Below are 26761 nucleotides of genomic sequence, written 5' to 3' on the forward strand. Positions count from 1 at the left end.
GTGAAGGTTCTTCCTTGGTCGCTGTGTGCGGGTGTGGTCGGGTGGGCGGTCAGGGCAAGAGGCGCGGGACGGCGGCGAGCAGTTCGCGGGTGTAGGGCTGGGCGGGAGCGGCGAAGATGTCGTCGGCCGGGCCCGACTCGACGACACGTCCGTGCCGCATCACGACGATGTCGTGCGCCAGATGGCGGACGACGCCGAGGTCATGACTGATGAAGAGGAGCGAGACGCCGAGCTGCTCCTGCAGCGCCTGCAGCAGGTCGAGAACCTGTGCCTGCACCGAGACGTCGAGCGCTGACACCGGCTCGTCGCACACCAGCACGTCGGGGTTCGTCGCGAGCGCCTTCGCGATCGCGACCCGCTGGCGCTGCCCACCGGAGAGGTCGAGGGGACGGCGTGCGAGCACGGCACCGGTCAGTCCGACCTGGGTCAGCAGCTCCTCGGCGCGCTCCCGACGCCGCTCGCGAGGAACAGCACCCGCGGCGATCGCTTCACCGAGCAACGCGGCCACGTCATAGCGCGGGTCGAACGAGCTGAGCGGATCCTGGGAGATCGACTGGATGCGCGGACGCCGGCTTCGTCGCTCCCGCTCGGGGATCCCCGACCAGGGCTTCGCGTCGAACACCACCTCGCCGCGATCGGGGGCGAGGGTGCCGAGGACGATCTGCGCGGCCGTGGACTTGCCGGAGCCCGACTCCCCGACCACGCCCAGGGTGGTGCCGCGGCGGAGGGCGAAGGAGACGTCGTCGAGAGCCGTGAGGACACCACCGGGCGCGCGGTACGTCTTGTGGAGGCCGCGGGCTTCGATCACGGGGGTCGCGCTCTGCAGGGTGGCCTCCGATGACCGCCGCTCCTGCAGCACCGGCAGCGGGGCGGTCGAAAGACGCGTGCCGCGACGATGCTCGGCCGGAATCGCGTCGATGAGCCGACGCGTGTACGGATGCTGCGGGTCGGCGAAGATCGTGCGTGGAGCTCCCCGCTCGACGACCACGCCCTGGTTCATCACCAGGATCTCGTCGGCGATGCGGCTCACGACGGCGAGGTCGTGGCTGACCAGGAGGATGCCGGTGCCGGTGGTCTTGAGTTCGATCAGCAGATCGATGATCTGCGCCTGCACCGTGACATCGAGCGCCGTCGTCGGTTCATCCGCGATGAGCACGCGCGGCCCACCCGCGATGGCCGACGCGATCAGAGCACGCTGTCGCAATCCACCCGAGAGCTCATGCGGACGCTGCTGCGCGCGCATCCGAGGCTCGGGGACACCGACGCGACCGAGCAGCTCCTCGACGTTGGCCGCACGCGCCCGCCGGGAGCCGATGCCATCGAGACCTTCGGCGACCTCGGCTCCGACCCGACGCAGCGGATCGAGCGAGACCAGCGCGTCCTGATGCACGAGGCCGATCCCACTCCCCCGCACGGCACACCATCCGCGACCACGCAGCCCCCTCAGGTCGATCGCGCCGTAGCGGAGCTCGGTCGATGTGATCTGCGCGCCGCGGCCGGACAGTCCGAGAAGACTGCGCGCGGTGACACTCTTGCCCGACCCCGATTCACCGACCAGGGCCACGCAGCGTCCGGCAGTGACGGCGAACGACACGCCGTCGACCGCAGGGGCAACGGCCCCGGGGAAGCGCACACGCAGGTCGCGCACCGAGACGATCGCCGTCTCGTTGGCTTCCTCGTCGACGGTCGACACCAGGGGGTGGGAATCGACGACGGTCACAGCGACCTCCTCCGCGAGACGACGCTCTGCTGCCACCAACGGCCGGTCACCGTGACCGAGACCACGGTCAGGGTGATGAAGACTCCGGGCCAGACGCTGACCCACGGAGCGAGCGAGAGGTACTGTCTGGCCTCCGACAGCATCAGCCCCCATTCCGGGGTGGGCGGCACGGCACCGAGTCCGAGGAAGCTCAGCGACGCGCCGAAGATGATGCACACCCCGACGCCGAGCACCGAGTTGACGAGCACGGGGCCGAGACTGTTGGGAACCACGTGCCGCGCGACCACCGTGAGCGACGGCAGCCCGAGCCCCACGGCCGACGAGACGTAGGAGGATCGGCGCACCTGCAGCACTTGAGACCGCACGAGGCGAGCCGCACCGGGGATACGGCCGATACCGACGGCCCAGATGACGCTCGACATCCCCGGGCCGAGCACGGTGATCAGGATCAGCGCGAGCAGCACCTCGGGAAAGGCGAGCAGGATGTCGAGGAACCGGCTGATCAGCCGGTCGGCCAAGCCGCGGGAGTATCCGGCGGCGACCCCGAGCACGATGCCGCCGACGAGGCCGATCGCCGTCGCGAGCAGGCCCAGAGAGAGCGAGTACTGGGCGCCGTGCAGAACGCGTGAGAGCACGTCGCGACCGAGCTGATCGGTACCGAAGGGGTGCGCCACACTCGGCGCCTGGAGTGAGGAGAGCGGATCACCCTGCAACGGGTCATATGAGGTGAAGGCCCCAGGAGCGAGGCCGATCACGAGCAGGGCGGCGAGCACCGCGATCGCCAGGAGCACGCCGACCGGCGGATGCACCCGTCGGCGCACGAGGCCGTCGGCGGGGGCCGGTTGCAGGACGGCCGAAGCGGTCATGAGCGCGCCTCCTTCAATCTCGGGTCGAACAGCGGGTACACGAGGTCGACCACGATGTTCACGACCACGAACACCAGGGCCGCGAAGACCACGGTGCCCAGCACCACCGGGATGTCGCGGTCGGCGACCGCGGAGACGGCGATGCGGCCGAGGCCCGGACGGGCGAACAGGGTCTCGAGCACTGCTGCGCCGCTGAGCAGCGAGCCGAAGATCAGGGTGCTCAGCGTGAGTGCCGGAATCGCGGCATGGCGCAGCACGTGGTGCGAGCGCAGCCGACTCTCCGAGACACCACGGGCGAGGACGGTCGTCACGAAGGGCTCGTGCAGCGTGTACTCCATGCGCTCGCGGAGCACCTGGGCGAGCACCCCGATGAGCGGCACCGAGAGGGTGACGGCGGGGAGCACGAGGGAGGCGGGACCATTGGCGCCGAAGGCCGGGAAGATCGGGAACGTGAACGAGAGCAGGTTCATCAGCAGGATGCCGAGCCAGAACGACGGCACCGAGATCGCGACCAGCTCGATCGCCTGCGCAGCCAGACGCGCCGAGCGGCGACGTCCGGAAGTGGCGAGCGCGAGTCCCACCGCGACGATGCCGGCGATCGCCATGGCGGTCACCGTGAGCTCGACCGTCGCACCGAGCTCGGAGAAGATGATCTGTGTGACGGGGGCGGAGCGTTGGTAACTGATCCCCAGATCCCCCTGCACCAGGTTCGCGAGGAACGTGAGGTACTGCACGAACACGGGTTGGTCGAGGCCGTAATACGCGGCGACCTGTTGGCGCAGCTCCGGCGGCGCATCGAGCACCCCGGCGAGCAGGCTGTCGAGCGGATCGCCGGGAATCAGCTTGAGCGCCACGAAAGCGAGGGTCGCCGCTGCCCAGAGCACGATCACCGCGTCGAGCAGCCGGTGCAGGGTGAACGGCAGCCACCCCCCGAAACGGAGGCCGCGCACCCGGGTGGCCGGTGCGAGCGCTGCTGTCGCCGTCATCCGTCCCCCCAGCGGTACCGTCCACCGGTCGCGACGAACTCGGCGGAGACCGCCGCCTGCAGCCCCTCGTCGGCGAGGTAGTCGAGTGCTGTCGCGGCGAGACCGATCGCACCGTCGACCAGCGTGTCGAACGCAGGAGGACGCACGGTGGCATCCGCGAAGGCGGCGTTGTGGGGCAGCACGTCGGAGGCCGCGCCCAGACCGAGCGCCGGGTGTATCGCCGGGATGAACTGACTGACGTTGCCCATGTCTGTCGATGGGCCGCCCTGCCGCACGACCGCCGGCCGTACGGGGACGGATCTGCCCTGCCGGGTGAGGGCGGTGGCCCAGCGCTTGTTCAGCTCGACGTTCGGGCGCAGCGGGAGGTAGGGCGGCTCGAAGTCGACGTCCAGCTCCGCCGTGGTGCCGGTGCTGAGCGCCGCCGCTTCGAGGATGTCGACCACTCGCTGCGTCAAGGCGTTCAACGTCGCCACCTCGGTCGAGCGGATGAGGAACTCCGCAGCGGCGCGCTCCGGCACGACGTTGGCCGCCGCGCCGCCGTCGGTGATGATGCCGTGGATCCGGTCGACGGGCAGGATGTGCTGACGCAGCTGCGCCACGCCCTGGTAGGCGGTGACCACGGCGTCGAGCGCGTTGAGACCGAGGTACGGACTGAGCGCGGCGTGGGCCGCGCGACCGCGGTAGGTCACCCGCACGCGGCGCACGCCGCTCGTGCCGCCTCCATACACCGGGGAGACACTGGTACCTCCGCCCGGGTGCACCATCGCCGCGGCATCCACGTCGTCGAAACCGCCGGCGCGGATGATGAGCTCCTTGCCCGCCCCGCCTTCCTCGGCCGGGGTACCGATGATCGACAGGCGCCCTCCGCCCGGCGCGAGATGATCCCGTGCCGCCAGGAAGGCTCCGACTGCCTGACCGGCGATGATGTTGTGCCCGCACGCATGACCGACCTCCGGCAGCGCGTCGTACTCCGCGATGATCGCGAAGTGCGCGTCGCCCTCGCCCACCGTGGCCCGGAAAGCGGTGTCGAGTCCGAAGGCTCCGCGCTGGACGTCGATGCCGTGTGCGTCGAGGAGGTCGGCGATGCGTCCGGAGGAGTAGACCTCCTGGAAGCCGATCTCGGGGTTTTCGTACAGATCGGTGGCGAGCGCGACGAGCTCGGGGCGCAGAGCCCTCACCGACGCGGCGATGCGGTCGTGCGTGCCGTCCGCGGCACCGTCGAAGGCACTCTCGATCGAGGCATCGGCGGGGATGCTCCCCCGCTGCGGTGCGGCGGTGTCGAAGGCCAGATACGCGTCGAGCGGGTCTGTGCCGGGTCGGATGTCGAGGCTCATCTCTCGTCCTCCGCCGTGCGACGCGGGTCGAAGGCGACGCCGCCGAGCGCATCGGCGACCTCGGTTGCCAGCCGACTCGTCACATCATCCGGCAGTCGCAACTCCAGGGCACGTCGATTCTCGGCGAGGTGTCGGAGGGAGCGCGACCCGACGAGGGCGAGTCCGTTCGGACGCGTGCTCAGCGCCCAGGCGAGGGCGGTCTGCGCTGCCGACAATCCGAACGGTGCTCCCCCCGCGCCGAGCACCCGGAAGACCCGGTCGTACTCGCTGCGCGCCAGCCCACGACCGATCAGCGCCCAGTAGGCGACGAAGGGCACGCCCAGCTCCGCGGCTCTGTCGGCGACCACCGCGTTCGCCGGCGCCGCGATGTTGTACAGGCTCTGCACGGCCGCCGGCACCTCGATTTCGACCAGTTCGTCGAGCTGGATGAGGTCCGGCTCGCACACACCGAGGTGACCGATCAGCCCCTCGTCGCGGAGCTCGCGCAGCGTTCCCCACTGATCGGCGAGCGGGACGGCAGGGTCGATGCGGTGCAGGTACAGCAGGGGGATCTGATCCCGGCGCAGTCGGAGCAGCGTGGCGTGCACCTGCTGACGGAGATAGTCCGGTCGGCCGAGCACACCCCACCCGTGCGGACCGGTGCGCAGCATCCCGACCTTCGACGCGACGAGCACCTTCTCAGAGGGACGGACGACGTCTCCGATGATCTCGTCGCTGATGCCGGGACCGAGCGCATCGGCGGAGTCGACGTAGTCGTATCCCTCGTCGATCGCCGCACGCAGGAGCCGACGTGGCTCGCCCTCGTCGGAGGCGCGCCCCCATCCGTCACCTGCGGTGAGCCGGGCGGCGCCGAAGCCGAGCCGGGAGACTGGTCGCCCGGCCAGGGTGATGCTCGTCTGCGCCGATGGCGCGACGGCTGGGATGCTGACGGTGTGCACGGGACTCCTCGGGTCGACTTCTGCCCGAAATCTATGGGCTCGCCCGCACCTGCAGCCCGTCCGCAGTCACCGTTCGTCGTCGATGGATATCCGGCTTCACGACGCGTAACAGGGAGACTTCGTCGAGCCCGTCGACGTGCGATGCAGGTCCGGTCCCCCCTTCACACGGTCCGCTCCGTCGAGGGCCGTGCAGCGGACGTGGCCAGGCGACGACGGCGGTGACGTCGGATACGCACGCCGACCCGTGTGGATGCTCGGAACGCCGTCGCGGGTGCCCGGGATCGGGCTCGCCCTGACCGGCCGTGTCACGTGGAGGTCGCGCGGCTGGTTCGAGGAACAGCTAAGGCCCCGAATCTCGCGTGTATCCGCGGATCTCGGGGCCTTGATTCTGGTGGCGAGTGAGGGATTCGAACCCCCGAATGCAGTGCAGTCTGATTTACAGTCAGATCCCTTTGGCCGCTTGGGTAACTCGCCAGAGCGCACCCGTCCGACTTGAACAGCCAACCGGGGGCACGAGAGACAAGCATACCTGTCCGAGGCGGGTGCAAGAAATCGAAACGTCAGCTGCCGTTCACGCCCCGCCCCGAGTCGGCCAGAGACTCCGGAGTCCGCAGCAGGCCGCCCTCTGCGCGGCAGGTCGCAGCGGCGATGTCCATGGCTCGCAGCAGGAGCACGCGCCACTGCGCCAGGTCGGACGGCGACGCCGAGACCAGGCCCTCGGAGACCGCCGCGAGCGTCGCGTCACCCGCCCCGACGGTGTCGATCACGGCTCCGGGAAGCTGGGCGATGGGCGCGGAGACGACACCGGCGTCCGCATCGATCATGGCACCTTCCGCTCCCGCGGTCGCCAGTACGGCAGCGGCTCCGAGGTCTCGCAGGCGCCCCCGCAGTGCGTCCAGGTCGCCGTCGTAGAGGATCGCTGCATCATCCGCGCCGACCTTGACGACGGCCGCCGACGTCGCCAGCCGCTCGAACCCGCGGACGAACTCCTCGCGATCGCTGAGCATCCCGGTGCGCGGGTTCGGGTCGACGGCGACCCTCGCATCGCCCAGGGCATCGACCAGGGCATCGACCTCTGCCGGCACATCGAAGGGGAAGCAGCTGATGGCGACGAGCGCGGCGTCGGAGATCGCCTGACGTGCCTCATCGGAGTATCGGATGCTGCGCTTCTGCGCCGCCTCATTGAACACGTACTGCGGCTCGCCATTCGACGCGCGCTGTACGACGGCACGAGAGGAGCCGTGCGGGGCCTCGCTCGAGATCAGGCGCACCCCGTGATCCCCGAGGTACTCGCGGATGTGGGCGCCCGCTTCATCGTCACCGACCATCGCGATCAGCGTGGTGTCGACCCCCAGCCGACGAAGGCCGACGGCCACATTCAGCGCAGCGCCGCCGACGAGCTCGCGCACCCCCGAATCATCACGGATCTCATCGATCAGGGCATCGCCGATCACGACCACGGAACCGGCAGCAGAAGTCACGTTGCTCACCCGCTGACACTATCGCGGTGCCGGGACGCCCTGACAACACCGCGATCCTCTCGCGTCCCGACGCCGGAGGGCAGTACGGTGTGGCCATGAACCCCCGCCTCGCCGGCGCCGCCGTGGCCCTCTCGCTCCTCATCGCCCTCACGGCGTGCACTCCGCAAGCCGGCGCGGGAGCAGGGTCCTCGGCGCCCTCAGCAGCGAGCGACGCGCCCAGCCCGGACTCGACCAGCACGGAGGGGCCCGGAACGCCCTCCCCCACGCCCACCGCCAAGGCCGTCACGCTCCCGACAGACTGCCGCGCGATCCTGTCGGAATCCGTGCTCGCCGAGCTCGGAGACATCCCGCTCAACGACGCCGCCTTCGGACCCTCGGGCGTGGGTGCGGACGGCGCCCTCACCTGCAATTGGGCCGACCCGCGCGCAGACACCACGAGGCTCACGACCACCATCTCGCGGATGAACCGCGGTCCCGCGCTCGACATGCTCAATGCACTCGCCGACAACGAGGGCTTCTCCTGCTTCACGCCGGACGGCGGCACCCGATGCGAGAAGACCTGGCCCAACGAGCAGTACCCCGTGACGGACGGCCGCACCCTGTTCTGGCGTGACGACGTCATGATCGACACCCGCTACTCGAACCTGGCGCCGACCGGTTACACCTCGAGCATCATCGAGCACATCTTCGACTGACCCCGCCGCGCCCGGAGCCCCGTCGACGGCATGGCGTGAAACCCGGGCACGAAGAAGGCCCCAAGGCGAACCCTGGGGCCTTCTTCGTCACTCAGCACTCAGTTGTGTCGCGACTTCGTCGCTCGACAACCTCAATCAGTTGTAGGTGCCTGGGGTGATGTCGTCCGTCGAGAACGCGTCGAAGTCGACGTAGCCGAAGTCACCATCGGCGTACGCACCGTCGGATGCGAAGATCCGGTTCGGGTAGCGCTCGCTCTTGGCTTCCTCTGTGGCCTCGACCGTGACGTCGCGGTACTTCGAGAGACCGGTTCCGGCGGGGATGAGCTTACCGATGATGACGTTCTCCTTGAGACCGACCAGCGGGTCGCGCTTGCCCTGCATCGCAGCCTCGGTGAGCACGCGGGTCGTCTCCTGGAAGGAGGCGGCCGACAGCCACGACTCGGTCGCGAGCGACGCCTTCGTGATACCCATCAGCTCCGGACGGCCGGACGCGGGGCGCTTGCCCTCTGCCACAGCCTCGCGGTTGATCGACTGGTAGCGCTTGAGGTCGACCATCTCACCCGGGAGCAGGGTCGTGTCGGCGTGATCGACGACGGTGACCTTGCGGAGCATCTGACGGACGATGACCTCGATGTGCTTGTCGTGGATCGGCACACCCTGCGAGCGGTACACGCCCTGGACGCCGCCGACGAGGTAACGCTGCACCTCGCGAGCACCCATGACGCGCATGATCTCCTTGGGGTCGAGCGTGCCCACCAGGATCGGCTGACCGACCGTGACGTGCTGCCCGTCCTCGACGAGAAGCGTGGCACGCTTCAGCACCGGGTAGATGACGGGCTCGTCGCCGCTGTCGGGCGTGAGGATGACCTTCTTGCCCTTGTCGGTCTCGTCGATCGCGATGCGGCCGTCGGCCTCGGCGATCGGCGACGCGCCCTTGGGGGTACGCGCCTCGAAGAGCTCCTGCACGCGGGGCAGACCCTGCGTGATGTCATCCGCCGATGCCGAACCACCCGTGTGGAAGGTACGCATCGTCAGCTGGGTACCGGGCTCACCGATCGACTGGGCCGCGATGATGCCGACGGCCTCGCCGATGTCGACGGTCTTTCCGGTCGCGAGCGAACGGCCGTAGCACTGTGCACACACACCGACGGCGGAGTCGCAGGTCAGGACCGAGCGCACCTTGATGGTCTCGACACCCAGAGCGACGAGCTTGTCGATCAGCACGTCACCGACGTCCTCACCGGCTTCGGCGAGAACCTCGCCCTTGCTGTCGACCACGGCCGAGGCCAGCGTACGGGCGAACACCGAGTTCTCGACGTTCGCGTCGCGCACCAGCTCACCCTGCGAGTTCGGAGCGGCGATCGGGAGCTCGAGGCCCTTCGACGTGCCGCAGTCCTCTTCGCGGATGATGACGTCCTGCGAGACGTCCACCAGACGACGGGTCAGGTAACCCGAGTCGGCGGTACGCAGAGCGGTGTCGGCGAGACCCTTACGGGTACCGTGCGTCGCGATGAAGTACTCCGCAACCGACAGACCCTCGCGGTACGAGGAGATGATCGGACGCGGGATGATCTCACCCTTGGGGTTGTTCACCAGACCACGCATACCGGCGATGTTCCGGATCTGCAGCCAGTTACCACGAGCACCCGACGACACCATGCGGTTGATGGTGTTGTCCTCGGGGAAGTTCGCCTTCATGGCGGCCTGAACCTCGTCTGTGGCCTCGGTCCAGATCTTGATGAGCTCCTGGCGACGCTCCGAGTCGGTCGTCAGACCCTTCTCGTACTGCGACTGGACCTTCGCGGCCTGCTTCTCGTAGCCCGCGACGATCTCCGCCTTGTTCGGCGGCGTGAGGATGTCGCTCAGGGCGACGGTCACACCGGAGCGCGTTGCCCAGTAGAAGCCGGCGTCCTTGATGCGGTCCAGCGACGCAGCCGTCTCGACCTTGGGGTACTCCTCGGCCAGCTTGTTGACGATCTGCGACAGCTTGTTCTTGTCAGCCTGCTCGCGGACGAACGGGTAGCCCTTCGGCAGCGTGTCGTTGAAGATCGCCTGACCCAGCGAGGCGTCGACGAGACCGTGACGCTCGTAGCCCTCGGGAGCTTCGCCCTCGAGGAACGTCAGGCCGGGGATGCGGATGCGGATCTTCGCCTGCAGGTCGAGGGAGCCCTCGTCCTTGGCCAGGATCGCCTCGCCCACCGAACCGAATGCACGGCCCTCGCCGGTCGCGCCTTCCTTGACCGTGGTCAGGTGGTGCAGACCGATGATCATGTCCTGCGAAGGCAGGGTGACCGGACGGCCGTCCGACGGCTTCAGGATGTTGTTCGACGCGAGCATCAGCACGCGGGCCTCGGCCTGAGCCTCGACCGACAGGGGCAGGTGGACAGCCATCTGGTCACCGTCGAAGTCGGCGTTGAACGCCGCGCAGACGAGCGGGTGCAGCTGGATGGCCTTGCCCTCGACGAGCTGGGGCTCGAACGCCTGGATGCCCAGACGGTGCAGGGTGGGTGCACGGTTGAGCAGCACCGGACGCTCGCGGATGATCTCCTCGAGCACGTCCCAGACCTCGGGACGGGTGCGCTCGACGGCACGCTTGGCGGCCTTGATGTTCTGCGAGTGACCGAGGTCGATCAGACGCTTGATGACGAACGGCTTGAAGAGCTCCAGAGCCATCTGCTTGGGCAGACCGCACTGGTGCAGCTTGAGCTGCGGGCCGACGATGATGACCGAACGGCCGGAGTAGTCGACACGCTTTCCGAGCAGGTTCTGACGGAAACGACCCTGCTTACCCTTCAGCATGTCGCTGAGCGACTTCAGGGCACGGTTGCCGGTACCGGTGACGGGGCGACCACGGCGACCGTTGTCGAACAGTGCGTCCACGGCCTCCTGCAGCATGCGCTTCTCGTTGTTGACGATGATCTCGGGGGCACCGAGGTCGATCAGACGACGAAGACGGTTGTTGCGGTTGATCACGCGGCGGTACAGGTCGTTCAGGTCGGAGGTCGCGAAGCGGCCACCGTCGAGCTGGACCATCGGGCGCAGCTCCGGCGGGATGACCGGGACGACGTCCAGGACCATCGACGCCGGGCTCATGCCGGTCTCGAGGAACGAGCTGACGACCTTCAGGCGCTTGATCGCACGGATCTTGCGCTGGCCCTTGCCCTCGGAGATCTGCAGACGCAGGTTCTCCGCCTCGGCCTCGAGGTCGAACGCCGCGAGGCGACGCTGGATCGACTCGGCACCCATGTAGGCCTCGAAGTACTGACCGAAGCGGTCCTGCAGCTCGTGGAAGACGTCGTCCTCCGGACGGAGTGCGCCGACCTCGAGCGTGCGGAAGTCCTCCCACACGCGCTCCAGCTTCAGGATCGCCTCGTCGGCACCCTTGCGGATGAGCGACATCTCCTTCTCGGCGGCGTCCTTGACCTTCTTCTTGGCGTCGGCCTTGGCACCCTCCGCCTCGAGAGCAGCGAGCTCCTCCTCCAGCTTGGCCAGGCGCTCCGCGATCTTGGCGTCGCGGCGGTCGCCGAGCGTCTTCAGCTCGAGACGGATGTTGTTCTCCTGCGTGCCCAGGTCGCGGTGACGAGCTTCCTCATCGACCGAGATGACCATGTAGGCGGCGAAGTAGATGACCTTCTCGAGGTCCTTCGGTGCCATGTCGAGCAGGTAGCCCAGGCGCGAGGGCACGCCCTTGAAGTACCAGATGTGGGTGACGGGAGCGGCGAGCTCGATGTGACCCATGCGCTCACGACGGACGGAGCTCTTGGTGACCTCCACGCCGCAGCGCTCGCAGACGATGCCCTTGAAGCGGACGCGCTTGTACTTGCCGCAGGCGCACTCCCAGTCGCGGGACGGGCCGAAGATCTGCTCTCCGAAGAGACCGTCCTTCTCCGGCTTGAGGGTGCGGTAGTTGATGGTTTCGGGCTTCTTGACCTCGCCGTAGGACCACGCGCGGATGTGGTCTGCGGTCGCCAGGCCGATGCGAAGCTCATCGAAAGTTGTGGACTCGAGCACTAGTTCTCCTGTGTCGGAAATTCTTTTTGAGAAGTCTGCTTCGGGGGGCCCGAGACGTGGGTCCCGGGCCCTCCGAAGGATTAGATCTCGTCGATCGAGGCGGCCTCGAAGCGGCTGGAGATGTTGATACCGAGTTCCTCTGCGGCGCGGAACGCCTCATCGTCGGTGTCGCGGAGGTTGACCAGCGTGCCGTCGGCCGAGAGGACCTCGACGTTCAGGCAGAGCGACTGCATCTCCTTCATGAGCACCTTGAAGGACTCGGGGATGCCCGGCTCCTGGATGTTCTCGCCCTTGACGATCGCCTCGTACACCTTGACGCGGCCGAGGATGTCGTCGGACTTGATCGTGAGGAGCTCCTGGAGCGCGTACGCGGCGCCGTAGGCCTCGAGGGCCCACACCTCCATCTCACCGAAGCGCTGTCCACCGAACTGCGCCTTACCACCGAGCGGCTGCTGGGTGATCATCGAGTAGGGACCCGTGGAACGTGCGTGGATCTTGTCGTCGACCAGGTGGTGCAGCTTCAGGATGTACATGTAGCCGACCGAGATCGGGGCCGGGAACGGCTCGCCGGAGCGGCCGTCGAACATCTGGGCCTTTCCGGTGGAGTCGATCAGACGGACACCGTCGCGGGTCGGGATGGTCGCGTCGAGGAGACCTGCGATCTCCTCCTCGCTCGCACCGTCGAACACCGGGGTCGCGACCTTCGTGCCGGGGGCTGCCTCGAAGGCCTGCTCCGGCAGACGCACTGCCCACTCCGGTGTGCCCTCGACCTTCCAGCCCTGCTTCGCGATCCACCCGAGGTGGGTCTCGAGCACCTGGCCGAAGTTCATTCGACCCGGGATGCCGAGCGGGTTCAGGACGATGTCGACCGGGGTGCCGTCCGCCATGAACGGCATGTCCTCGATCGGGAGGATCTTCGCGATGACACCCTTGTTGCCGTGACGGCCGGCGAGCTTGTCACCCTCGGTGATCTTGCGCTTCTGGGCGATGTAGACCACGACGCGGCGGTTGACGCCGGAGCCGAGCTCGTCGTCGCCGTCCTCGGCGTTGAACTCCTTGACCGCGATGATCGTGCCCTGCTCGCCGTGAGGCACCTTCAGGGACGTGTCGCGGACCTCGCGGCTCTTCTCGTTGAAGATCGCGCGGAGCAGACGCTCCTCGGCCGACAGCTCGGTCTCACCCTTCGGCGTGACCTTGCCGACGAGGATGTCGCCGGGGCGGACCTCGGCACCGATGCGGATGATGCCGCGCTCGTCGAGGTCCTTCAGCAGCTCCGGGCTGACGTTGGGGAGGTCACGGGTGATCTCCTCCTTGCCGAGCTTGGTGTCGCGGGCGTCGACCTCGTACTCCTCGATGTGGATCGAGGAGAGGGTGTCGTCCTTCACCAGGTCCTGGCTCAGGATGATCGCGTCCTCGAAGTTGTAGCCCTCCCACGTCATGAACGCGACGAGGAGGTTCTTCCCGAGGGCCAGCTCGCCGTTCTCGGTGGCGGGGCCATCGGCGATGACCTCTCCGACCTCGACGCGCTCACCGGCGTTGACGACGACCTTCTGGTTGTAGGACGTGCCCTGGTTCGAGCGGTCGAACTTGCGCAGGTGGTACTCCTGCGTTCCGCCCTCGTCGAGCATGACCACGACGCGGTCCGCGGAGACCTCGGAGACGACACCGGCCTTCTCGGCGGTGATCACGTCACCGGCGTCGATGGCCGTGTAGCCCTCCATACCGGTTCCGACGAGCGGCGAGTCGCTGCGCAGCAGCGGCACGGCCTGACGCTGCATGTTGGCACCCATGAGGGCGCGCTGTGCATCGTCGTGCTCGAGGAAGGGGACGAGCGAGGTCGCGACGGACACCATCTGGCGCGGCGAGACGTCGATGTAGCCGATGTCCTCGGGGAGGAACATGTCGACCTCGCCGCTGCCGCCCTTCGGGCGTGCCAGGACGTGGCTCTCGACGAAGCGACCCTTGGCATCGAGCGGGGCGTTGGCCTGCGCGATGTTGAAGTCGACCTCTTCGGAAGCCGTCAGGTAGTCGATCTGCTCGGTGACGACACCGTCGACGACCTTGCGGTACGGGGTCTCGATGAAGCCGAACGAGTTGATGCGCGCGAACGTCGCGAGCGCACCGATCAGACCGATGTTCGGGCCTTCAGGAGTCTCGATCGGGCACATGCGGCCGTAGTGCGACGGGTGGACGTCACGGACCTCGACACCGGCGCGGTCACGCGAGAGACCACCGGGGCCGAGCGCGGAGAGACGACGCTTGTTCGTCAGACCCGCGAGCGGGTTGTTCTGGTCCATGAACTGCGACAGCTGCGAGGTTCCGAAGAACTCCTTGATCGCGGCGACGACGGGGCGCACGTTGATCAGGGTCTGCGGCGTGATGGCCTCGATGTCCTGCGTGGTCATGCGCTCGCGGACGACGCGCTCCATGCGGGACAGACCCGTGCGGACCTGGTTCTGGATGAGCTCGCCGACCGCGCGGATGCGACGGTTGCCGAAGTTGTCGATGTCGTCGGTCGCGAGACGGATCTCGGCCTTCTTGCCGCCGCGGATACCGGTGAAGGTCTCCTCGGTGCCTGCGTGCAGACGCACGAGGTACTTGATCGTGGCCACGATGTCCTCGACGGTGAGCACCGACGAGGTCAGCGGCTGGTCGAGGCCCAGCTTGTGGTTGATCTTGTAGCGACCGACCTTGGCGAGGTCGTAGCGCTTCGGGTTGAAGTAGAAGTTGTCGAGAAGCGCACGCGCGGCTTCGGCTGCGACCTGCTCGCCCGGACGGAGCTTGCGGTAGATGTCGCGGAGAGCATCTTCCTTCGTGACGATCGTGTCCTTCGCGAGCGTCTCCTCGATCGAGGTGTAGCCGGCGAACTCGGCCAGGATCTCCTCGCTGGTCATGCCCAGCGCCTTGAGGAAGACCGTGACGGACTGCTTGCGCTTGCGGTCGACACGCACGCCGACCTGGTCGCGCTTGTCGATCTCGAACTCGAGCCATGCACCACGGCTCGGGATGACGCGCGCCGAGACGATGTCCTTGTCACTCGTCTTGTCGGGGGTCTTGTCGAAGTAGACACCCGGCGAGCGCACGAGCTGCGAGACGACGACGCGCTCGGAGCCGTTGATGATGAACGTGCCCTTGTCGGTCTGGAGCGGGAAGTCGCCCATGAAGACCGTCTGGGTCTTGATCTCACCCGTGAGGTGGTTCATGAACTCGGCCTCGACGTACAGCGGAGCGGCGTAGGTCTTGCCACGCTCCTTGCACTCCTCGATCGAGTACTTCTCCGGCTCGAGGTACGGGTTCGTGAACGACAGCTGCATCGTCTCGCCGAGGTCCTCGATCGGAGAGATCTCCTCGAAGATCTCGCCGAGGCCGCTGTTCTCGTTCACGTCGGTACGACCGGCGGCCTTGGCCTCGGCCACGCGCGCCTTCCAGGCGTCGTTGCCGACCAGCCAACCGAAGGACTCGGTCTGCAGGGCGAGAAGGTCAGGGACCGTCAGCGTGTCGGAGATCTTGGCGAACGAAAGACGGGAAGCTCCGCGTCCGTTCTTGGTGGTGGTGGATGTGGATGCGTTGCGAGCAGCAGCCAAGGGAATAACCTCCGTGAGCCCCGCAGGGCTTCTCGATTCCTTTGTCGTCAGGTGGAGTGTGCGCCCGGGAACTCAACAGATGCCGACCACCATATGAGGGCAGGGAGAAGCGAGCGCAACTACCAACTATACGCACGATTCTGCGACATGGCAAGCGCAATCCTTGACCAATCTTCGAACCTGCGGTATTGGCACCCCGCCGGAGTCGTCCACACCCACCGTCAGCGCCGAGACCCATCGCCGCAGACGTCTGCGGCGATGGGTCTCGGCGGGCGGGTTGGGTGTCGGCGAACGGGGCCTCAGGAGGCGATGTTCAGCTCGTTGCCCGGGATCGACGCCAGCAGACGCCTCGTGTAGGGGTCGCGCGGGTTCGTGAAGATCTCCTCCGAGGTCGCGGCCTCCACCAGCTTCCCGTCCTTCATGACGCACACGTAGTCGCTGATCAGGCGCACCACCGCGAGGTCGTGCGAGATGAACAGGTAGCTCAGGCCGTACTCGCTCTGCAGGTCGCCGAGCAGCTTCAGGATCTGATCCTGCACGAGCACGTCGAGCGCCGACACGGGCTCGTCGCACACGATCAGATCGGGCGAGAGCGCGAGCGCACGGGCGATCGCGACGCGCTGCCGCTGACCGCCTGAGAGCTCGGACGGGTAGCGACGCAGCATGGACTGCGGCAGCGCCACGTCGTCGAGCAGTTGCCGCACGCGCTTGCGACGATCCGCAGTGCTCCCCCGCTTGTAGAACTCCAACGGTTCGGCGATCAGCCGCTCGATCGTGAACATCGGGTTCAGGCTCGAGTACGGGTCCTGGAAGATGGGCTGCACCCGCTGGCGGAAGTCCTTCGTCTCCGCCCGGCTCAGCGACGCGATGTCCTTGCCCTCGTAGCGGATCAGCCCGCTCGTGGGCTCGATCACCTTGAGCAGCATCCGCGCGGTCGTGGTCTTGCCCGAACCGGACTCCCCCACGATCGCGACCGTCTCCCCGCGCGGGATCACCAGCGACACGTCGTCGACCGCGACGAAGTCCTCCCCACGGCCGCGTACCGGGTAGACCTTGGTGAGGTTCTCGATCTCGACGATGTTGCCCTTCGACGAGCCCTGGGAGCCGGGAACCCCGGGGGTCGCTGATCCTGTCGAAGCGTCCGTCGCCGAGTCCACCGGCTCCTGCACCCGGAACGCCTCCGGCCGCAGACGGGCCGCCGCCACCGAGGGTGCCGCCTTCACGAGCGACTGCGTGTACGGATGCTGCGGATCCTCCAGGATCTGCCGAGCATCGCCCTGCTCCACGACCTTGCCGCGGTGCATCACGATCACCCGTTCCGCGCGCTCGGCAGCGAGTCCCAGGTCGTGGGTGATGAGCAGCACCGCCGTTCCCAGCTCGCGCGTCATCTGCCCGATCTGATCGAGGATGGTCTGCTGCACGGTGACGTCGAGGGCGCTGGTGGGCTCGTCGGCGATCAGCAGGCGCGGCTTGCAGGCCAGACCGATCGCGATGAGCGCCCGCTGGCGCATGCCTCCGGAGAACTCGTGCGGGTATTGCTTCGCGCGCCGCGCCGGATCAGGGAGCCCTGCGGCAGTCAGGGCCTCGACCACCTTCGCCTGCACGTTCTGCCGCGTGGCGAGGCCGTGCGCGAGCAGCGTCTCCGCCACCTGTGTGCCGATCTTCGCCACCGGGTTCAGGTTCGACATCGGGTCCTGCGGCACGAGGCCGATGTCGCGGCCGCGGATCGTGCGCAGTTCGTTCTCCGGCGCTCGGGAGATCTCCTTCCCGTCGAGGCGGATGCTGCCGGAGGCGATCCGGCCTCCCCCGGCGAGCAACCCGATGATGGCCATCGCGGTGGTGGATTTGCCCGAACCGGACTCTCCCACGATCGCGACCGTCTCACCGGGACGGATCTCGAGGTCGACGCCCTCGACCGCGTGCACGACGCCGTCCATGGTGGCGAAGTCCACGGCGAGGCCCTGGACCGACAGCAACGGCTCGGTCGACATCTGCTTCTCCTTCGCGGCGCTCATCGCGCCCTCGTCCGTGGGTCCATCGCCTCGCGCAGCGCCTCACCCAGCAGGGTGAAGCCGAGCGCCGTGACGGCGATGCAGATGCCGGGCAGGAAGGCGAGCCAGGGTGCGATGGCGAGCTCGGCCTGTGCGTAGGTGAGCATGCGCCCCCACTCGGCCGTCTCCGGGCGGCCTCCGCCGAGGCCGAGGAACGACAGCGCCGCCGCATCGATCACGGCGGTGGCGAGCGTCAGGGTCCCCTGCACGATCACGGGGCCGATGGCGTTGGGCAGCACGTGCGACATGGTGATCTTGCCGCGGCCGAGACCGAGCGTCTGCGCCGAGAGCACGTAGTCGCTGGAGCGCTGCTGCAGCATGGATGCGCGCAGCAGCCGGGCGAAGATCGGCACCTGCGACGCCCCGATCGCGATCATGATCGCGAAGGGCGTCTGCCCGAGGATCGCAGCGATCGAGACGGCCAACAGCAGGTTCGGCACCGACAGGATGATGTCGACGATGCGCATGATGAGCGTGTCCACCCATCCGCCGAACGTGCCGGCGAGCAACCCGAGGATCATGCCGCCGACCAGGCCCATCGCGGTGGAGATGACACCGATCATGAGCGACGCCTGCGCACCCCAGATGAGCTTGGACAGCACGTCGCCGCCGAAGCGGTCGAGGCCCAGCGGGAACTGCGGCAGCTCCCCCGGCCCCGGGATGTAGGTCGGCGTGATGTACTTCGCGCCGGGCAGCGCCGTCTCCGGGTAGGGAGCGATCAGAGGTGCGAGAGCGGCGATGAGCAGGAACGCCACCACGATGGCCGCGCCGATCCATGCCGTCGGATTGCGGCGGAGGCGGCGGAACACATCCCGCCAGAAGCCGCCGGAGCCGTTCTTCAGGTCGGCCTGGGCGATGGCGACGGTGTCGATGCTGCCGCCGCTCTCCGCCGAGGGACCTTGGGCGGGCGGGAGTGCGATGGTCATGCGACCGCCTCCTTTCGGACGATGGAGAGGGACATCACTGGACCCTCACTCTCGGGTCGATGAAGCTGTAGGAGACGTCGACCGCCAGGTTGATCAGCGCATACGCGATCGCGATGAAGATGATGAACCCCTGGAGGACCGGGAAGTCCCTGGTGAAGATCGCCCTCGCCAGGAACGAGCCGATGCCCGGGAAGGCGAACACCGTCTCGGTGAGCACCGCCCCGGATATCAGCAGCCCGGTCTGCAGGCCGATCGTGGTGATCACCGGGAGCATGGCGTTGCGCAGGATGAAGCGGTTGCGCAGCGTCGGCGCACCGACGCCCTTGGCCCGACCGGTGCGCACGTAGTCCGCGTTCTGCACCTCCAGGACACTGGCCCTGGTGATGCGGACGATGATCGCGAGCGGGATCGTACCCAGCGCGAGCGCCGGGAGGATCAGGTGCAGGATCGCATCCCATGCGGCATCGAACTCTCCGGTGATAATGCCGTCCCACACATAGAACCCGGTGGGATGGGTCGCGTCTATTCGTGGATTCTGTCGTCCGTCCGACGGCAGCCAGCCCAGCTGCACCGCGAAGACGTACTTCAGGATGAAGGCGAGGAAGAACACCGGGATGGTGATGCCGATCAGGCTCAGCACCACGGATGCGTGGTCGGTGAACTTGCCGTGGCGGCGGGCGGCCCAGTATCCGAGCGGGATGCCGATGCCGACCGCGAAGATGAGCGCCATCACGCTGAGCTCGAGCGTCGCGGGGAAGCGCCGCATGAACTCCTCGGTCACCGGACGGTTGGTCTGGATGGAGGTTCCGAAGTCTCCTTGGAGGAGCCGCCCGATCCAGATGAAGTACTGCTCGATGAGCGGCTTGTCGAAGCCGTAGAGCTCGTTGACTCTGGCGACGGCCTCGGGTGTGGCCTTCTCGCCGAGCAGGGCGACCGCGGGGCCGCCGGGAAGGGCCCTGACCCAGGCGAACAGCAGGATGCTGAGCCCGAACAGGGTGGGGATGAGGAACAGCAGTCGCCTGCCGATGGTGCGCAGCACGAAGATCTCCGTCGATCAGAAGGTACGTCGTTCCCCGGTCCCGCCGAAGGGGTGGGACCGGGGAACGACGTATCAAGTGGTCAGGCCTACTTGGTGAGGACGATGTCCGTGAAGACCTCGTCGTTCACCGGGCTGGCGGGGTAGCTCTTCACGCGCGGGTCGAACGCCAGGGTCGGCGCCGGGTGCGCGAGCGGAACACCGGGGATGAACTGGGCGACCATCTCGTTGATCTCCTCGTACAGCGCCGTCTGGTCCTCGAGGTTCGAGACGCCGCGCGCCTCGTTCAGCTTCTGGAACAGCTCGGGGTTGTCGAAGCCCCACTCGGAGCTCTGCTGGCCGAAGAAGACGCCGACGAAGTTGTCGGTGTCGTTGTAGTCACCGGTCCAGCCGAGCAGGTGGATGCCATGGTCCGAGGTGCCGGTGGTGCGGTCGAGGTATTCGACCCACTCCTCCGAGACCGGGGTGGTCTCGACGCCGACCTCTGACAGCTGCGACGACAGCACGGTGAAGATCTGCTCGGGGTCCGGCATGTACGGACGCGACACGTTGACCGGGTAGTTGAAGGTGAGCTTCAGCGGGTTCGCCTCGGTGTAGCCCGCCTCGGCCAGCAGCGACTTCGCCTTCTCGGGGTCGTAGTCGTAGGTCGTGACATCGGGGTTGTAGCCGTTGACGACCTCGGGGACGAACTCGATGGCCTTCTGCGTGCCCTCCGGCAGCACCTGGCTGATCAGCGCGTCCTTGTCGACCGCGTACGAGAGCGCCTCACGCACCTTCGGGTCCTGCAGCTCCGGCACCGCCTGGTTGAAGGCGAGGTACAGGATCGTGAACGGCGGGCGCGACACCATCGTGAAGCCGTCGTCCTCGAGAGCCTTGGTGTCGGCCGGTCCGACGAGGTCGTAGCCGTCGATCGAGCCGGATTCGAGCGCCTGGCGGCGTGCGGTCGGGTCGTCGATCGTGCGGAAGATGATCTCGTCGATCTGCCCCTTCTCGCCCCAGTACCCGTCGTAGGACTTGAGCGTGACCTGCTCGCCCGGCGCCCACTCGTCGAAGGCGTAGGGGCCGGTGCCGACCGGGTGGCCCATGGCGTACTCGGACAGCTGCGGGGCCTCGGCGGAACCGCTGACCTCATCCGCACCGAACTCCTGCATCGCCGAGGGGCTCTGCATGGCGAAGGCCGGGAGCGAGAGCGAGGCGACGAAGCCGGCGAACGGCTTGTTGAGCTCGATCGTCACCGAGTTCTCGCCGTCGGGGGTGCAGGACTTGTAGACGGCGTCGGCCGCGTTGGAGGCGTACCCCTTGAAGAGCTTGTTGTAGTAGTACCCGAAGGCTTCGGAAGCCGCGAGACCGGTCCAGTTGAACCAGCGGTCGAAGTTCACACAGACGGCCTCGGCGTTGAACGGCGTGCCGTCCTGGAACGTGACGTCCTTCTTCAGCTCGAAGGTGTGCGACATTCCGTCTTCGGACGATTCCCACGACTCGGCGAGCAGCGGTGCCGGGTCGGCGGTGCCGGGCTCGGTGCCGACGAGACCCTCGAAGATCTGGCGCGAGACGCGGAAGCTCTCGCCGTCCTGCGCGAAGGCGGGGTCGAGGCTCGCCGGGTCCGAGGACGCAGCGAACACGAACGTCCCGTCGACGTCGCCCGATCCTTCCGAGCCCTCGTCGCCACGCTCACTGGCGACGCAGCCGGCGAGCGCGAGCGCCGCGATCGTGGCTCCGGTTACGGCGATGAGTCCTCGCCGACGCTTGACTGATTGGTGCATTGTGTGACCTTCCCTGTCGGGCGCTTCTTTGCGCGTCCCGAGGCTTCCTCGCCTCGGTGACGGTGATGACTCGACGGTACCCAGCAGATCCTCAGATACCAAACGCATCCAGGTTGCAATCCGATATCGGCGGGACCGGCATCGATCCGGTAGTGTCCAGATCGTGCCAGACACCACTCCGCTCGCCGTCTGCTTCGGAGAGGGCATGGTCGCCCTCGTCGCCGCCACCGCGGGTCCGCTCGAGGACTGCCGGACCTTCCACCGCTCCCTCGCCGGGGCGGAGTGGAACACCGCGATCGCTCTGGCGTCGGCAGGTGTGCGCACGTCGGTCCTCTCCCGCGTCGGTGACGACGGCTTCGGGCGCTTCCTCACCGCTGAGCTGCGTGCCCACGGCGTCGACGACTCCGCGGTCGAGGTCGACGGCGACGCACCCACCGGGCTTTACGTGAAGGAGCTGTCGGCACGGGAGGACGGTGCCGTCGACGGCACCATGCACTACTACCGCGCCGGGTCGGCCGCCGCGTCCCTGTCGCCCCGGACGCTCACGACGCCGGTGGCATCCGCACTCCTCGGCGATGCGGCGCTCGTGCACACCTCGGGGATCACACCCGCGTTGTCGGCCTCAGCCCTCGCCGCCCAGGAAGCGCTGTTCACGGAGCGACGCCCCGGCCGCCTGCTCAGCTTCGATGTGAACTGGCGACCCGCGCTCTGGCTCGGACGCGAGGCCGAGGGCCGCAGGATCGTCGCGGACTTCGCATCCCGCGCCGACATCGTGTTCTGCACCCGACCCGACGCGGAGGCCGTGTTCGGCACGAGCGAGCCGCAGCGGATCCGCGCCCTGTTCCCCCACCCGCGCCATCTGCTCATCACCGACGCGAGCGGTGCCGTGGCGTTCGACGGCACCGAGACCGCCGAGAGCGACGCGCTCGACGCGCCCGTGGTGGAGACCATCGGCGCAGGCGATGCCTTCGCGGCCGGCTTCCTCGCCGGGGTGCTCACCGGCCTCTCGCTGACGGGGAGTCTCGCGCGCGGACATCGCATCGCGACCCGCGCCCTGGTCAGCACCCGCGACCACGTCGACTGAGCCTTCTCGAGCCTGCCTTCTCGCACCGGTGCTTCTCGCCGGGCCTCAGCTGCGACGCCGGGCCTCAGCTGCGACGCCGGGCCGGGACCGCGTCGTGAGTGCGCTGCAGCGAGACGGCGACCGGCTCCCCGCGGTGCTGCACGACCCGCACGAAGAGCACATCGACGAGCGCGAGCTGTGCGATGCGGCTCGACATCGCGGCCATCCGGAAGGGGGATTCGTGCGCGTGTGTGAGCAGCACGACATCGGCCGCCAGTGCCACAGGCGAGTCCGCAGCGCTGGTGACCGCGACCGCGAGCGCACCGGCGTCGCGGGCGACCTCGAGGGCACGCAGTGTCTCGGTGGTCTCGCCGCCATGGGAGAAGGCGATCGCCACGTCGGCGGCACTGCGCAGCGAAGCCGTCGTGACCGCGAGGTGCGGGTCGGCCGAGTGCGAGACGGAGCAGCCGATGCGCGACAGCTTCAGCTGCAGGTCCTGCGCCGTCAGCGATGACGCGGCCTGGCCGAAGAGATCGATGTGCCGGGCATCGACGACCGCACGGGCGACCCTGTCGAGCGCGGCCGCGTCGAGGGCGAGCGCGGTCTTCTCGATCGCGTCGATCTCCTGGGCGGCGAGCTTGGCGGCGATCGCGCTCGGACCGTCGTCGGGGTCGATCGCGGTGGTGTCCAGACCGAACCGTGCCTGCTGCGCCTGCTCCAGGGTGATCGCGCGGGCGACCGCGACCCTGAGTTCGCGGTAGCCGCTGTATCCGAGGGACTGGGCGTAGCGGGCGACCGTCGAGAGCGAGGTCTGACAGAGCTGGGCGAGGTCGTTGATCGCCAGGTCGACGACCAGGGTCGGGTCGCCCAGGATCTTCTCCGCGACGCGCGCCTCTGCGGCGCTCACCTTGGGAAGGGAGCGCCGCACCAGAGCGAGAACGTCATCGTCCATGGAGGGTCCTGTCTCAGCCGGCGCTGGTCATCCTCTGCTGCGCCGTGAAGCGTCCGAGGAGTGCTTCACGCGCCGTCTGGGCACCGAGCCTACTGGCTGCGGCGACCTCCACGGTCGGCAGGGGCAACGGCTGCGCCGTCGGAAGCCCCACGTTGACGACCACAGCGTGCGGATCGCGCACGGCAGCGCGTTCGACGAGTGCCCGCTGCGCGGCGTCGGTGTCCGGCCGGTCGATCAAGAGCACGGTCGTCGCGGAGGCTGTGGCCGCCGCGGCCGCCATCTCGTCGAGCACCCGGTCCTGCTCGGACAGCGGCGCGGACGCCACGTCGAGACGCACGCGCAGGCCCTCCTCCGCGAGCGCACTCGCGACGTACGAACCCGCGCTGTCGACCGCCAGTGTCGATCGGCGACGCGCATCGATGACCGCGAGCTCCGTCGACACCTCGGGAGTACCTCCGGAGATCGTCACCATTCGGCGCAGGATCCCGGCGGCGTCGAAGTCGCCTGTCGGCTCCTGCGTGGCTTCTACCGCGGCCGCGGCGGAGCGGAGCTTGGTCGCGAGCGCAGCGACCCTGGCTGCTGCCTCCTCGACGCGCTCACGCGGGAGCGAGCCGTCGCGGAGAGCCGCGACGATCCCGTCTCTCGCCGCGCGGAAGTCCTGCTCGTCCTGGTCGGGCAGAGCCGCATCGCCCGGGTTGGTAGGGTTTCCGATGCACAGGAGGTCGGCTCCGGCGGCGAGGGCCATGGCCGCTCCCCCGCCGAGTCCGACCGTCTCGCGGATGGCCGCCATGTCGAGAGCATCAGTGATGATGACGCCGTCGTAGCCCCAGTCACGCAGCATGCCGAGCACACGCGGATTGAGGGTGGCCGGCTGCTCGCCCCAAGCCGGGACCACGATGTGAGCGGTCATGACGGCATCGACGCCCGCATCGATCGCCGCGCGGAACGGCTCCAGATGCACACGCTCGAACTCCTCGAGGTCGAGCGTGATCTCGGGAAGCGAGTGGTGCGAGTCCATGTGGGTGTCGCCGTGACCCGGGAAGTGCTTCACGCACGCCGCGACCGCGCCGTCCTGGATGCCGTCGATCGTCGCGACCACGTGCCGGGAGACGAGCGCCTCGTCGTCACCGAACGCGCGAACGCCGATGACCGGGTTGCGGGGGTCGGTGTTCACGTCGGCGACCGGACCGAGCACGACGTTGGCGCCGACCGCACGCACACGACGTGCCAACTCCGCTCCGGTCTCCTCCGAGGCGACGAGATCGTCGAGCAGGCCGAGCTGCGCGGCACCGGGAACCGTCGACCCGGTGGCGGACTCGAGCCGGGTGACGCTGCCGCCCTCCTCGTCGATGCCGATCAGGGCATTCGGGTTCGCGTCGAGGATCTGGGCGCTCAACGCAGGCAGGCCCTCTCCGACGTTCTGCCCGAAGTACACGACTCCGGCCAGTCCATCACGCAGTTCGTCGCGCAGCCACGCGGGCGCCTCGGTGCCGAAGAAGCCCGGCCACAGCACGCCGTTCGCGAGACGTTCGAGCTCGTCGGTCATCCCTTCACCGCTCCTGCCACCATGCCGGAGGCGAGCTTGCGCTGCACCAGCACGAAGAAGATCATGACGGGCACCGTGATGATGGTCGACGCGGCCATGATGCTGCCCCAGTCGTTGGAGTGCAGGCCGAAGAACGACTTCAGACCGATCGAGACCGTGTACTGGTCGGTCTGCGCACCCAGGATGGTCATCGCGAAGATGAACTCGTTCCATGCGGTGATGAAGCTGAAGATGCTCGTGGCGACGAGGCCCGGCATGACCAGCGGCAGCAGCACCGAGCGGAACATCCGCCACCAGCTCGCACCGTCGATGTAGGCGGCCTCTTCGAGCTCGACGGGAACGGCGGCGACGAAGCCGCGGAGCATCCAGATGCCGAAGGCGAGGGAGAGCGCGACGTAGACGACCATCAGGCCGAGGATGCTGTTGAGCAGACCGAGGCTCTTGACCTGCAGGAACAGCGGGATGACGAGCGCTTCGAGCGGCACCATCTGCACGATCAGGATCATCATCAGGATCGTGGTGCGGAACTTGAACTTGAAGCGTGCAACCGCGACCGCGGCGAGCAGGCACACCAGAGCGCTCACGAGCACCGTGACGAGCGCCACGATCGCCGAGTTGCGCAGGTACGTGCCGAATCCGCCGTCGGTGAGCACGAAGGCGAAGTTGTCCCACGTGAACTCCTGCGGGAGGAGCGACTGTCCACCGCTGGACGCCTTGCCGTCGAAGGCGCTGGAGACCATCCAGTAGACGGGGAAGAGGGTGAAGATCAGGACGGCGGCGACCGCGATCCCGATTCCGATGCGGGAGCGGAGCCTCGGACGCGGGTTCACAGCTCGTCCTCCTTCATGAGGGAGCGGATGTAGACGATCGTGATGCCGATCAGCACCAGCGTGAGCAGCACGGCGAGAGCCGCACCGAAGCCGTACCGGTTCTGGCCGAAGGACTCCACGTACGACCAGACGCCGAGGTTCAGCACCTGACGGTTGCCACCGCCACCACCGGGCATGAGGTACACCTGCGCGAAGACCTTGAAGTCCCAGATGGTGGAGAGGATGATCACGACCGAGAACACGGGCTTGAGCGTGGGGAAGATGATCTTCCAGAACCGGCGCCAGGCGCCCGCGCCGTCGAGCGCTGCGGCTTCGAGCATCTCCTTCGAGACGCCCAGCAGGCCGGCGAGCACCGTGATGGCGACGAACGGGAAGCCGTGGTGTACGACGTTGAGGAGCACGATGGCGTAGAACGACCACTGGTTCGTGAACCAGTTCACGGGATCGTCCATCAGGCCGAGGTCGCGCAGGACGGTGTTGAAGATGCCGCGGTCGGCATCGAAGATGAAGGTCCAGACATACGTGCCGGTCACCGCGGGCATCGCCCACGCGACCATGATGCAGCTGGAGACGATGACGCGCCAGGTGGTGCCCAGCCGCGCGAGCAGCAGCGCCACGAGCGTGCCGACGGCGACCGTGACGAACACGGCCACGGCGGCGAACCCGACGGTGTTCGGCAGCACCACCGTCCAGAGAGTCGGGTTGGTGAGCGCCTCGACGTAGTTGTCGAGACCGATCCAGTTGTTCTCCCCGGTGTTGATCTCGCGCAGACCGTAGTCCTGCAGCGAGTAGATGAACACCTGGATGAGCGGCCAGAGCATGAGCACCGCGAGGATGGCCAGCCCGGGCGCGAGAAGGAGCCAGGGGCGGGCCGCGACGATCGAGAGACCGCGTCGCTTCCGGCCGCCGGCCACGGGAGCGGAGGGGGACTCCGCTTCCGTGGCCGGCAGTGGCGCTTGCACCATCGACATGGAAGGAA

General features: G+C 67.8%; 18 protein-coding genes and 1 tRNA gene. 2 read left to right on the forward strand and 17 right to left on the reverse strand.

Features of this window, described 5'->3' with window-relative positions; all coding sequences use genetic code 11:
- Nucleotides 1-49 precede the first annotated feature (49 nt).
- The 7 genes from HDC31_RS13170 to HDC31_RS13200 form a co-directional block, all read right to left on the reverse strand.
- Nucleotides 50-1720: an ABC transporter ATP-binding protein gene (locus HDC31_RS13170; protein WP_113680595.1), complete on the reverse strand. Its 1671-nt coding sequence runs from the start codon at nt 1718-1720 to the stop codon at nt 50-52.
- Nucleotides 1717-2586 (reverse strand): ABC transporter permease, encoded by an 870-nt coding sequence (locus tag HDC31_RS13175; protein WP_113680594.1) that lies wholly within the window; start codon nt 2584-2586, stop codon nt 1717-1719. The genes HDC31_RS13170 and HDC31_RS13175 overlap by 4 nt, the downstream gene beginning before the upstream one ends.
- A complete protein-coding gene (locus HDC31_RS13180) occupies nt 2583-3572 on the reverse strand; it encodes an ABC transporter permease (RefSeq protein ID WP_113680593.1) in 990 nt (329 codons plus the stop codon). Before HDC31_RS13180 ends, HDC31_RS13175 begins: the two co-directional genes overlap by 4 nt.
- On the reverse strand, nt 3569-4906 hold the full coding sequence (locus tag HDC31_RS13185) for a M20 family metallopeptidase (protein ID WP_113680592.1): 1338 nt from the start codon (nt 4904-4906) through the stop codon (nt 3569-3571). The genes HDC31_RS13180 and HDC31_RS13185 overlap by 4 nt, the downstream gene beginning before the upstream one ends.
- Nucleotides 4903-5844, reverse strand: a complete 942-nt coding sequence (locus HDC31_RS13190) for an aldo/keto reductase (RefSeq protein ID WP_179516201.1) — start codon at nt 5842-5844, stop codon at nt 4903-4905. Before HDC31_RS13190 ends, HDC31_RS13185 begins: the two co-directional genes overlap by 4 nt.
- 389 nt (nt 5845-6233) lie before the next feature.
- Nucleotides 6234-6318 (reverse strand) — tRNA-Tyr (locus HDC31_RS13195).
- 86 nt (nt 6319-6404) lie between these two features.
- Nucleotides 6405-7334, reverse strand: a complete 930-nt coding sequence (locus tag HDC31_RS13200) for a PfkB family carbohydrate kinase (protein ID WP_113680590.1) — start codon at nt 7332-7334, stop codon at nt 6405-6407.
- A 17-nt stretch (nt 7335-7351) separates the two neighbouring features.
- Between HDC31_RS13200 and HDC31_RS13205 the strand changes: the two genes are divergently transcribed.
- Nucleotides 7352-8020: a hypothetical protein gene (locus HDC31_RS13205; RefSeq protein ID WP_308472278.1), complete on the forward strand. Its 669-nt coding sequence runs from the start codon at nt 7352-7354 to the stop codon at nt 8018-8020.
- A 135-nt stretch (nt 8021-8155) separates the two neighbouring features.
- Here HDC31_RS13205 and rpoC read toward each other — a convergent pair whose 3' ends face one another.
- From rpoC to HDC31_RS13235, 6 genes are all read right to left on the reverse strand, one after another.
- A complete protein-coding gene (rpoC, locus tag HDC31_RS13210; protein ID WP_061017157.1) occupies nt 8156-12031 on the reverse strand; it encodes a DNA-directed RNA polymerase subunit beta' in 3876 nt (1291 codons plus the stop codon).
- A gap of 80 nt (nt 12032-12111) precedes the next feature.
- A complete protein-coding gene (locus tag HDC31_RS13215; protein ID WP_061017158.1) occupies nt 12112-15615 on the reverse strand; it encodes a DNA-directed RNA polymerase subunit beta in 3504 nt (1167 codons plus the stop codon).
- Between the two features lie 299 nt (nt 15616-15914).
- A complete protein-coding gene (locus HDC31_RS13220; protein WP_231728803.1) occupies nt 15915-17630 on the reverse strand; it encodes an ABC transporter ATP-binding protein in 1716 nt (571 codons plus the stop codon).
- On the reverse strand, nt 17627-18592 hold the full coding sequence (locus tag HDC31_RS13225; RefSeq protein WP_021199008.1) for an ABC transporter permease: 966 nt from the start codon (nt 18590-18592) through the stop codon (nt 17627-17629). Before HDC31_RS13225 ends, HDC31_RS13220 begins: the two co-directional genes overlap by 4 nt.
- Nucleotides 18593-18626: 34 nt before the next feature.
- Nucleotides 18627-19631, reverse strand: a complete 1005-nt coding sequence (locus HDC31_RS13230; RefSeq protein ID WP_058630491.1) for an ABC transporter permease — start codon at nt 19629-19631, stop codon at nt 18627-18629.
- A gap of 86 nt (nt 19632-19717) precedes the next feature.
- Entirely contained in the window at nt 19718-21391 is a 1674-nt protein-coding gene (locus HDC31_RS13235) for an ABC transporter substrate-binding protein (RefSeq protein WP_058630490.1), read from the reverse strand.
- Nucleotides 21392-21554: 163 nt separating this feature from the next.
- On the opposite strand from HDC31_RS13235, the gene HDC31_RS13240 reads away from it, so the two are divergent.
- Nucleotides 21555-22475, forward strand: a complete 921-nt coding sequence (locus tag HDC31_RS13240) for a sugar kinase (RefSeq protein WP_052748658.1) — start codon at nt 21555-21557, stop codon at nt 22473-22475.
- A gap of 64 nt (nt 22476-22539) precedes the next feature.
- Here the strand turns inward: HDC31_RS13240 and HDC31_RS13245 are convergent, their stop codons facing one another.
- Genes HDC31_RS13245 through HDC31_RS13260 form a run of 4 tightly spaced genes read right to left on the reverse strand, consistent with a single transcriptional unit; the run spans nt 22540 to nt 26753 of the window.
- Nucleotides 22540-23406, reverse strand: coding sequence for a MurR/RpiR family transcriptional regulator (locus tag HDC31_RS13245; RefSeq protein ID WP_046747341.1), 867 nt, complete (start codon nt 23404-23406; stop codon nt 22540-22542).
- A gap of 13 nt (nt 23407-23419) precedes the next feature.
- A complete protein-coding gene (locus HDC31_RS13250; protein WP_179516202.1) occupies nt 23420-24952 on the reverse strand; it encodes a glycoside hydrolase family 3 protein in 1533 nt (510 codons plus the stop codon).
- Nucleotides 24949-25782 carry a carbohydrate ABC transporter permease gene (locus HDC31_RS13255; RefSeq protein ID WP_017828171.1) on the reverse strand — a complete coding sequence of 278 codons (834 nt, stop codon included), beginning with the start codon at nt 25780-25782 and terminating at the stop codon, nt 24949-24951. The genes HDC31_RS13250 and HDC31_RS13255 overlap by 4 nt, the downstream gene beginning before the upstream one ends.
- On the reverse strand, nt 25779-26753 hold the full coding sequence (locus HDC31_RS13260; protein WP_058630487.1) for a carbohydrate ABC transporter permease: 975 nt from the start codon (nt 26751-26753) through the stop codon (nt 25779-25781). Before HDC31_RS13260 ends, HDC31_RS13255 begins: the two co-directional genes overlap by 4 nt.
- Nucleotides 26754-26761: the final 8 nt, after the last annotated feature.

Origin of the sequence: Microbacterium sp. JAI119, from assembly GCF_013410135.1 — a bacterium.
GTDB classification, from domain to species: Bacteria; Actinomycetota; Actinomycetes; order Actinomycetales; family Microbacteriaceae; genus Microbacterium; species Microbacterium oxydans.

Excerpts from the sequence above, each read along its gene's own strand:
- HDC31_RS13175 (WP_113680594.1), bottom strand. The coding sequence starts at position 2,586 with ATGACCGCTTCGGCCGTCCTGCAACCGGCCCCCGCCGACGGCCTCGTG.
- HDC31_RS13180 (WP_113680593.1), bottom strand. The coding sequence starts at position 3,572 with ATGACGGCGACAGCAGCGCTCGCACCGGCCACCCGGGTGCGCGGCCTC.
- HDC31_RS13185 (WP_113680592.1), bottom strand. The coding sequence starts at position 4,906 with ATGAGCCTCGACATCCGACCCGGCACAGACCCGCTCGACGCGTATCTG.
- HDC31_RS13220 (WP_231728803.1), bottom strand. The coding sequence starts at position 17,630 with ATGAGCGCCGCGAAGGAGAAGCAGATGTCGACCGAGCCGTTGCTGTCG.
- HDC31_RS13225 (WP_021199008.1), bottom strand. The coding sequence starts at position 18,592 with ATGACCATCGCACTCCCGCCCGCCCAAGGTCCCTCGGCGGAGAGCGGC.
- HDC31_RS13235 (WP_058630490.1), bottom strand. The coding sequence starts at position 21,391 with ATGCACCAATCAGTCAAGCGTCGGCGAGGACTCATCGCCGTAACCGGA.
- HDC31_RS13245 (WP_046747341.1), bottom strand. The coding sequence starts at position 23,406 with ATGGACGATGACGTTCTCGCTCTGGTGCGGCGCTCCCTTCCCAAGGTG.
- HDC31_RS13250 (WP_179516202.1), bottom strand. The coding sequence starts at position 24,952 with ATGACCGACGAGCTCGAACGTCTCGCGAACGGCGTGCTGTGGCCGGGC.
- HDC31_RS13260 (WP_058630487.1), bottom strand. The coding sequence starts at position 26,753 with ATGTCGATGGTGCAAGCGCCACTGCCGGCCACGGAAGCGGAGTCCCCC.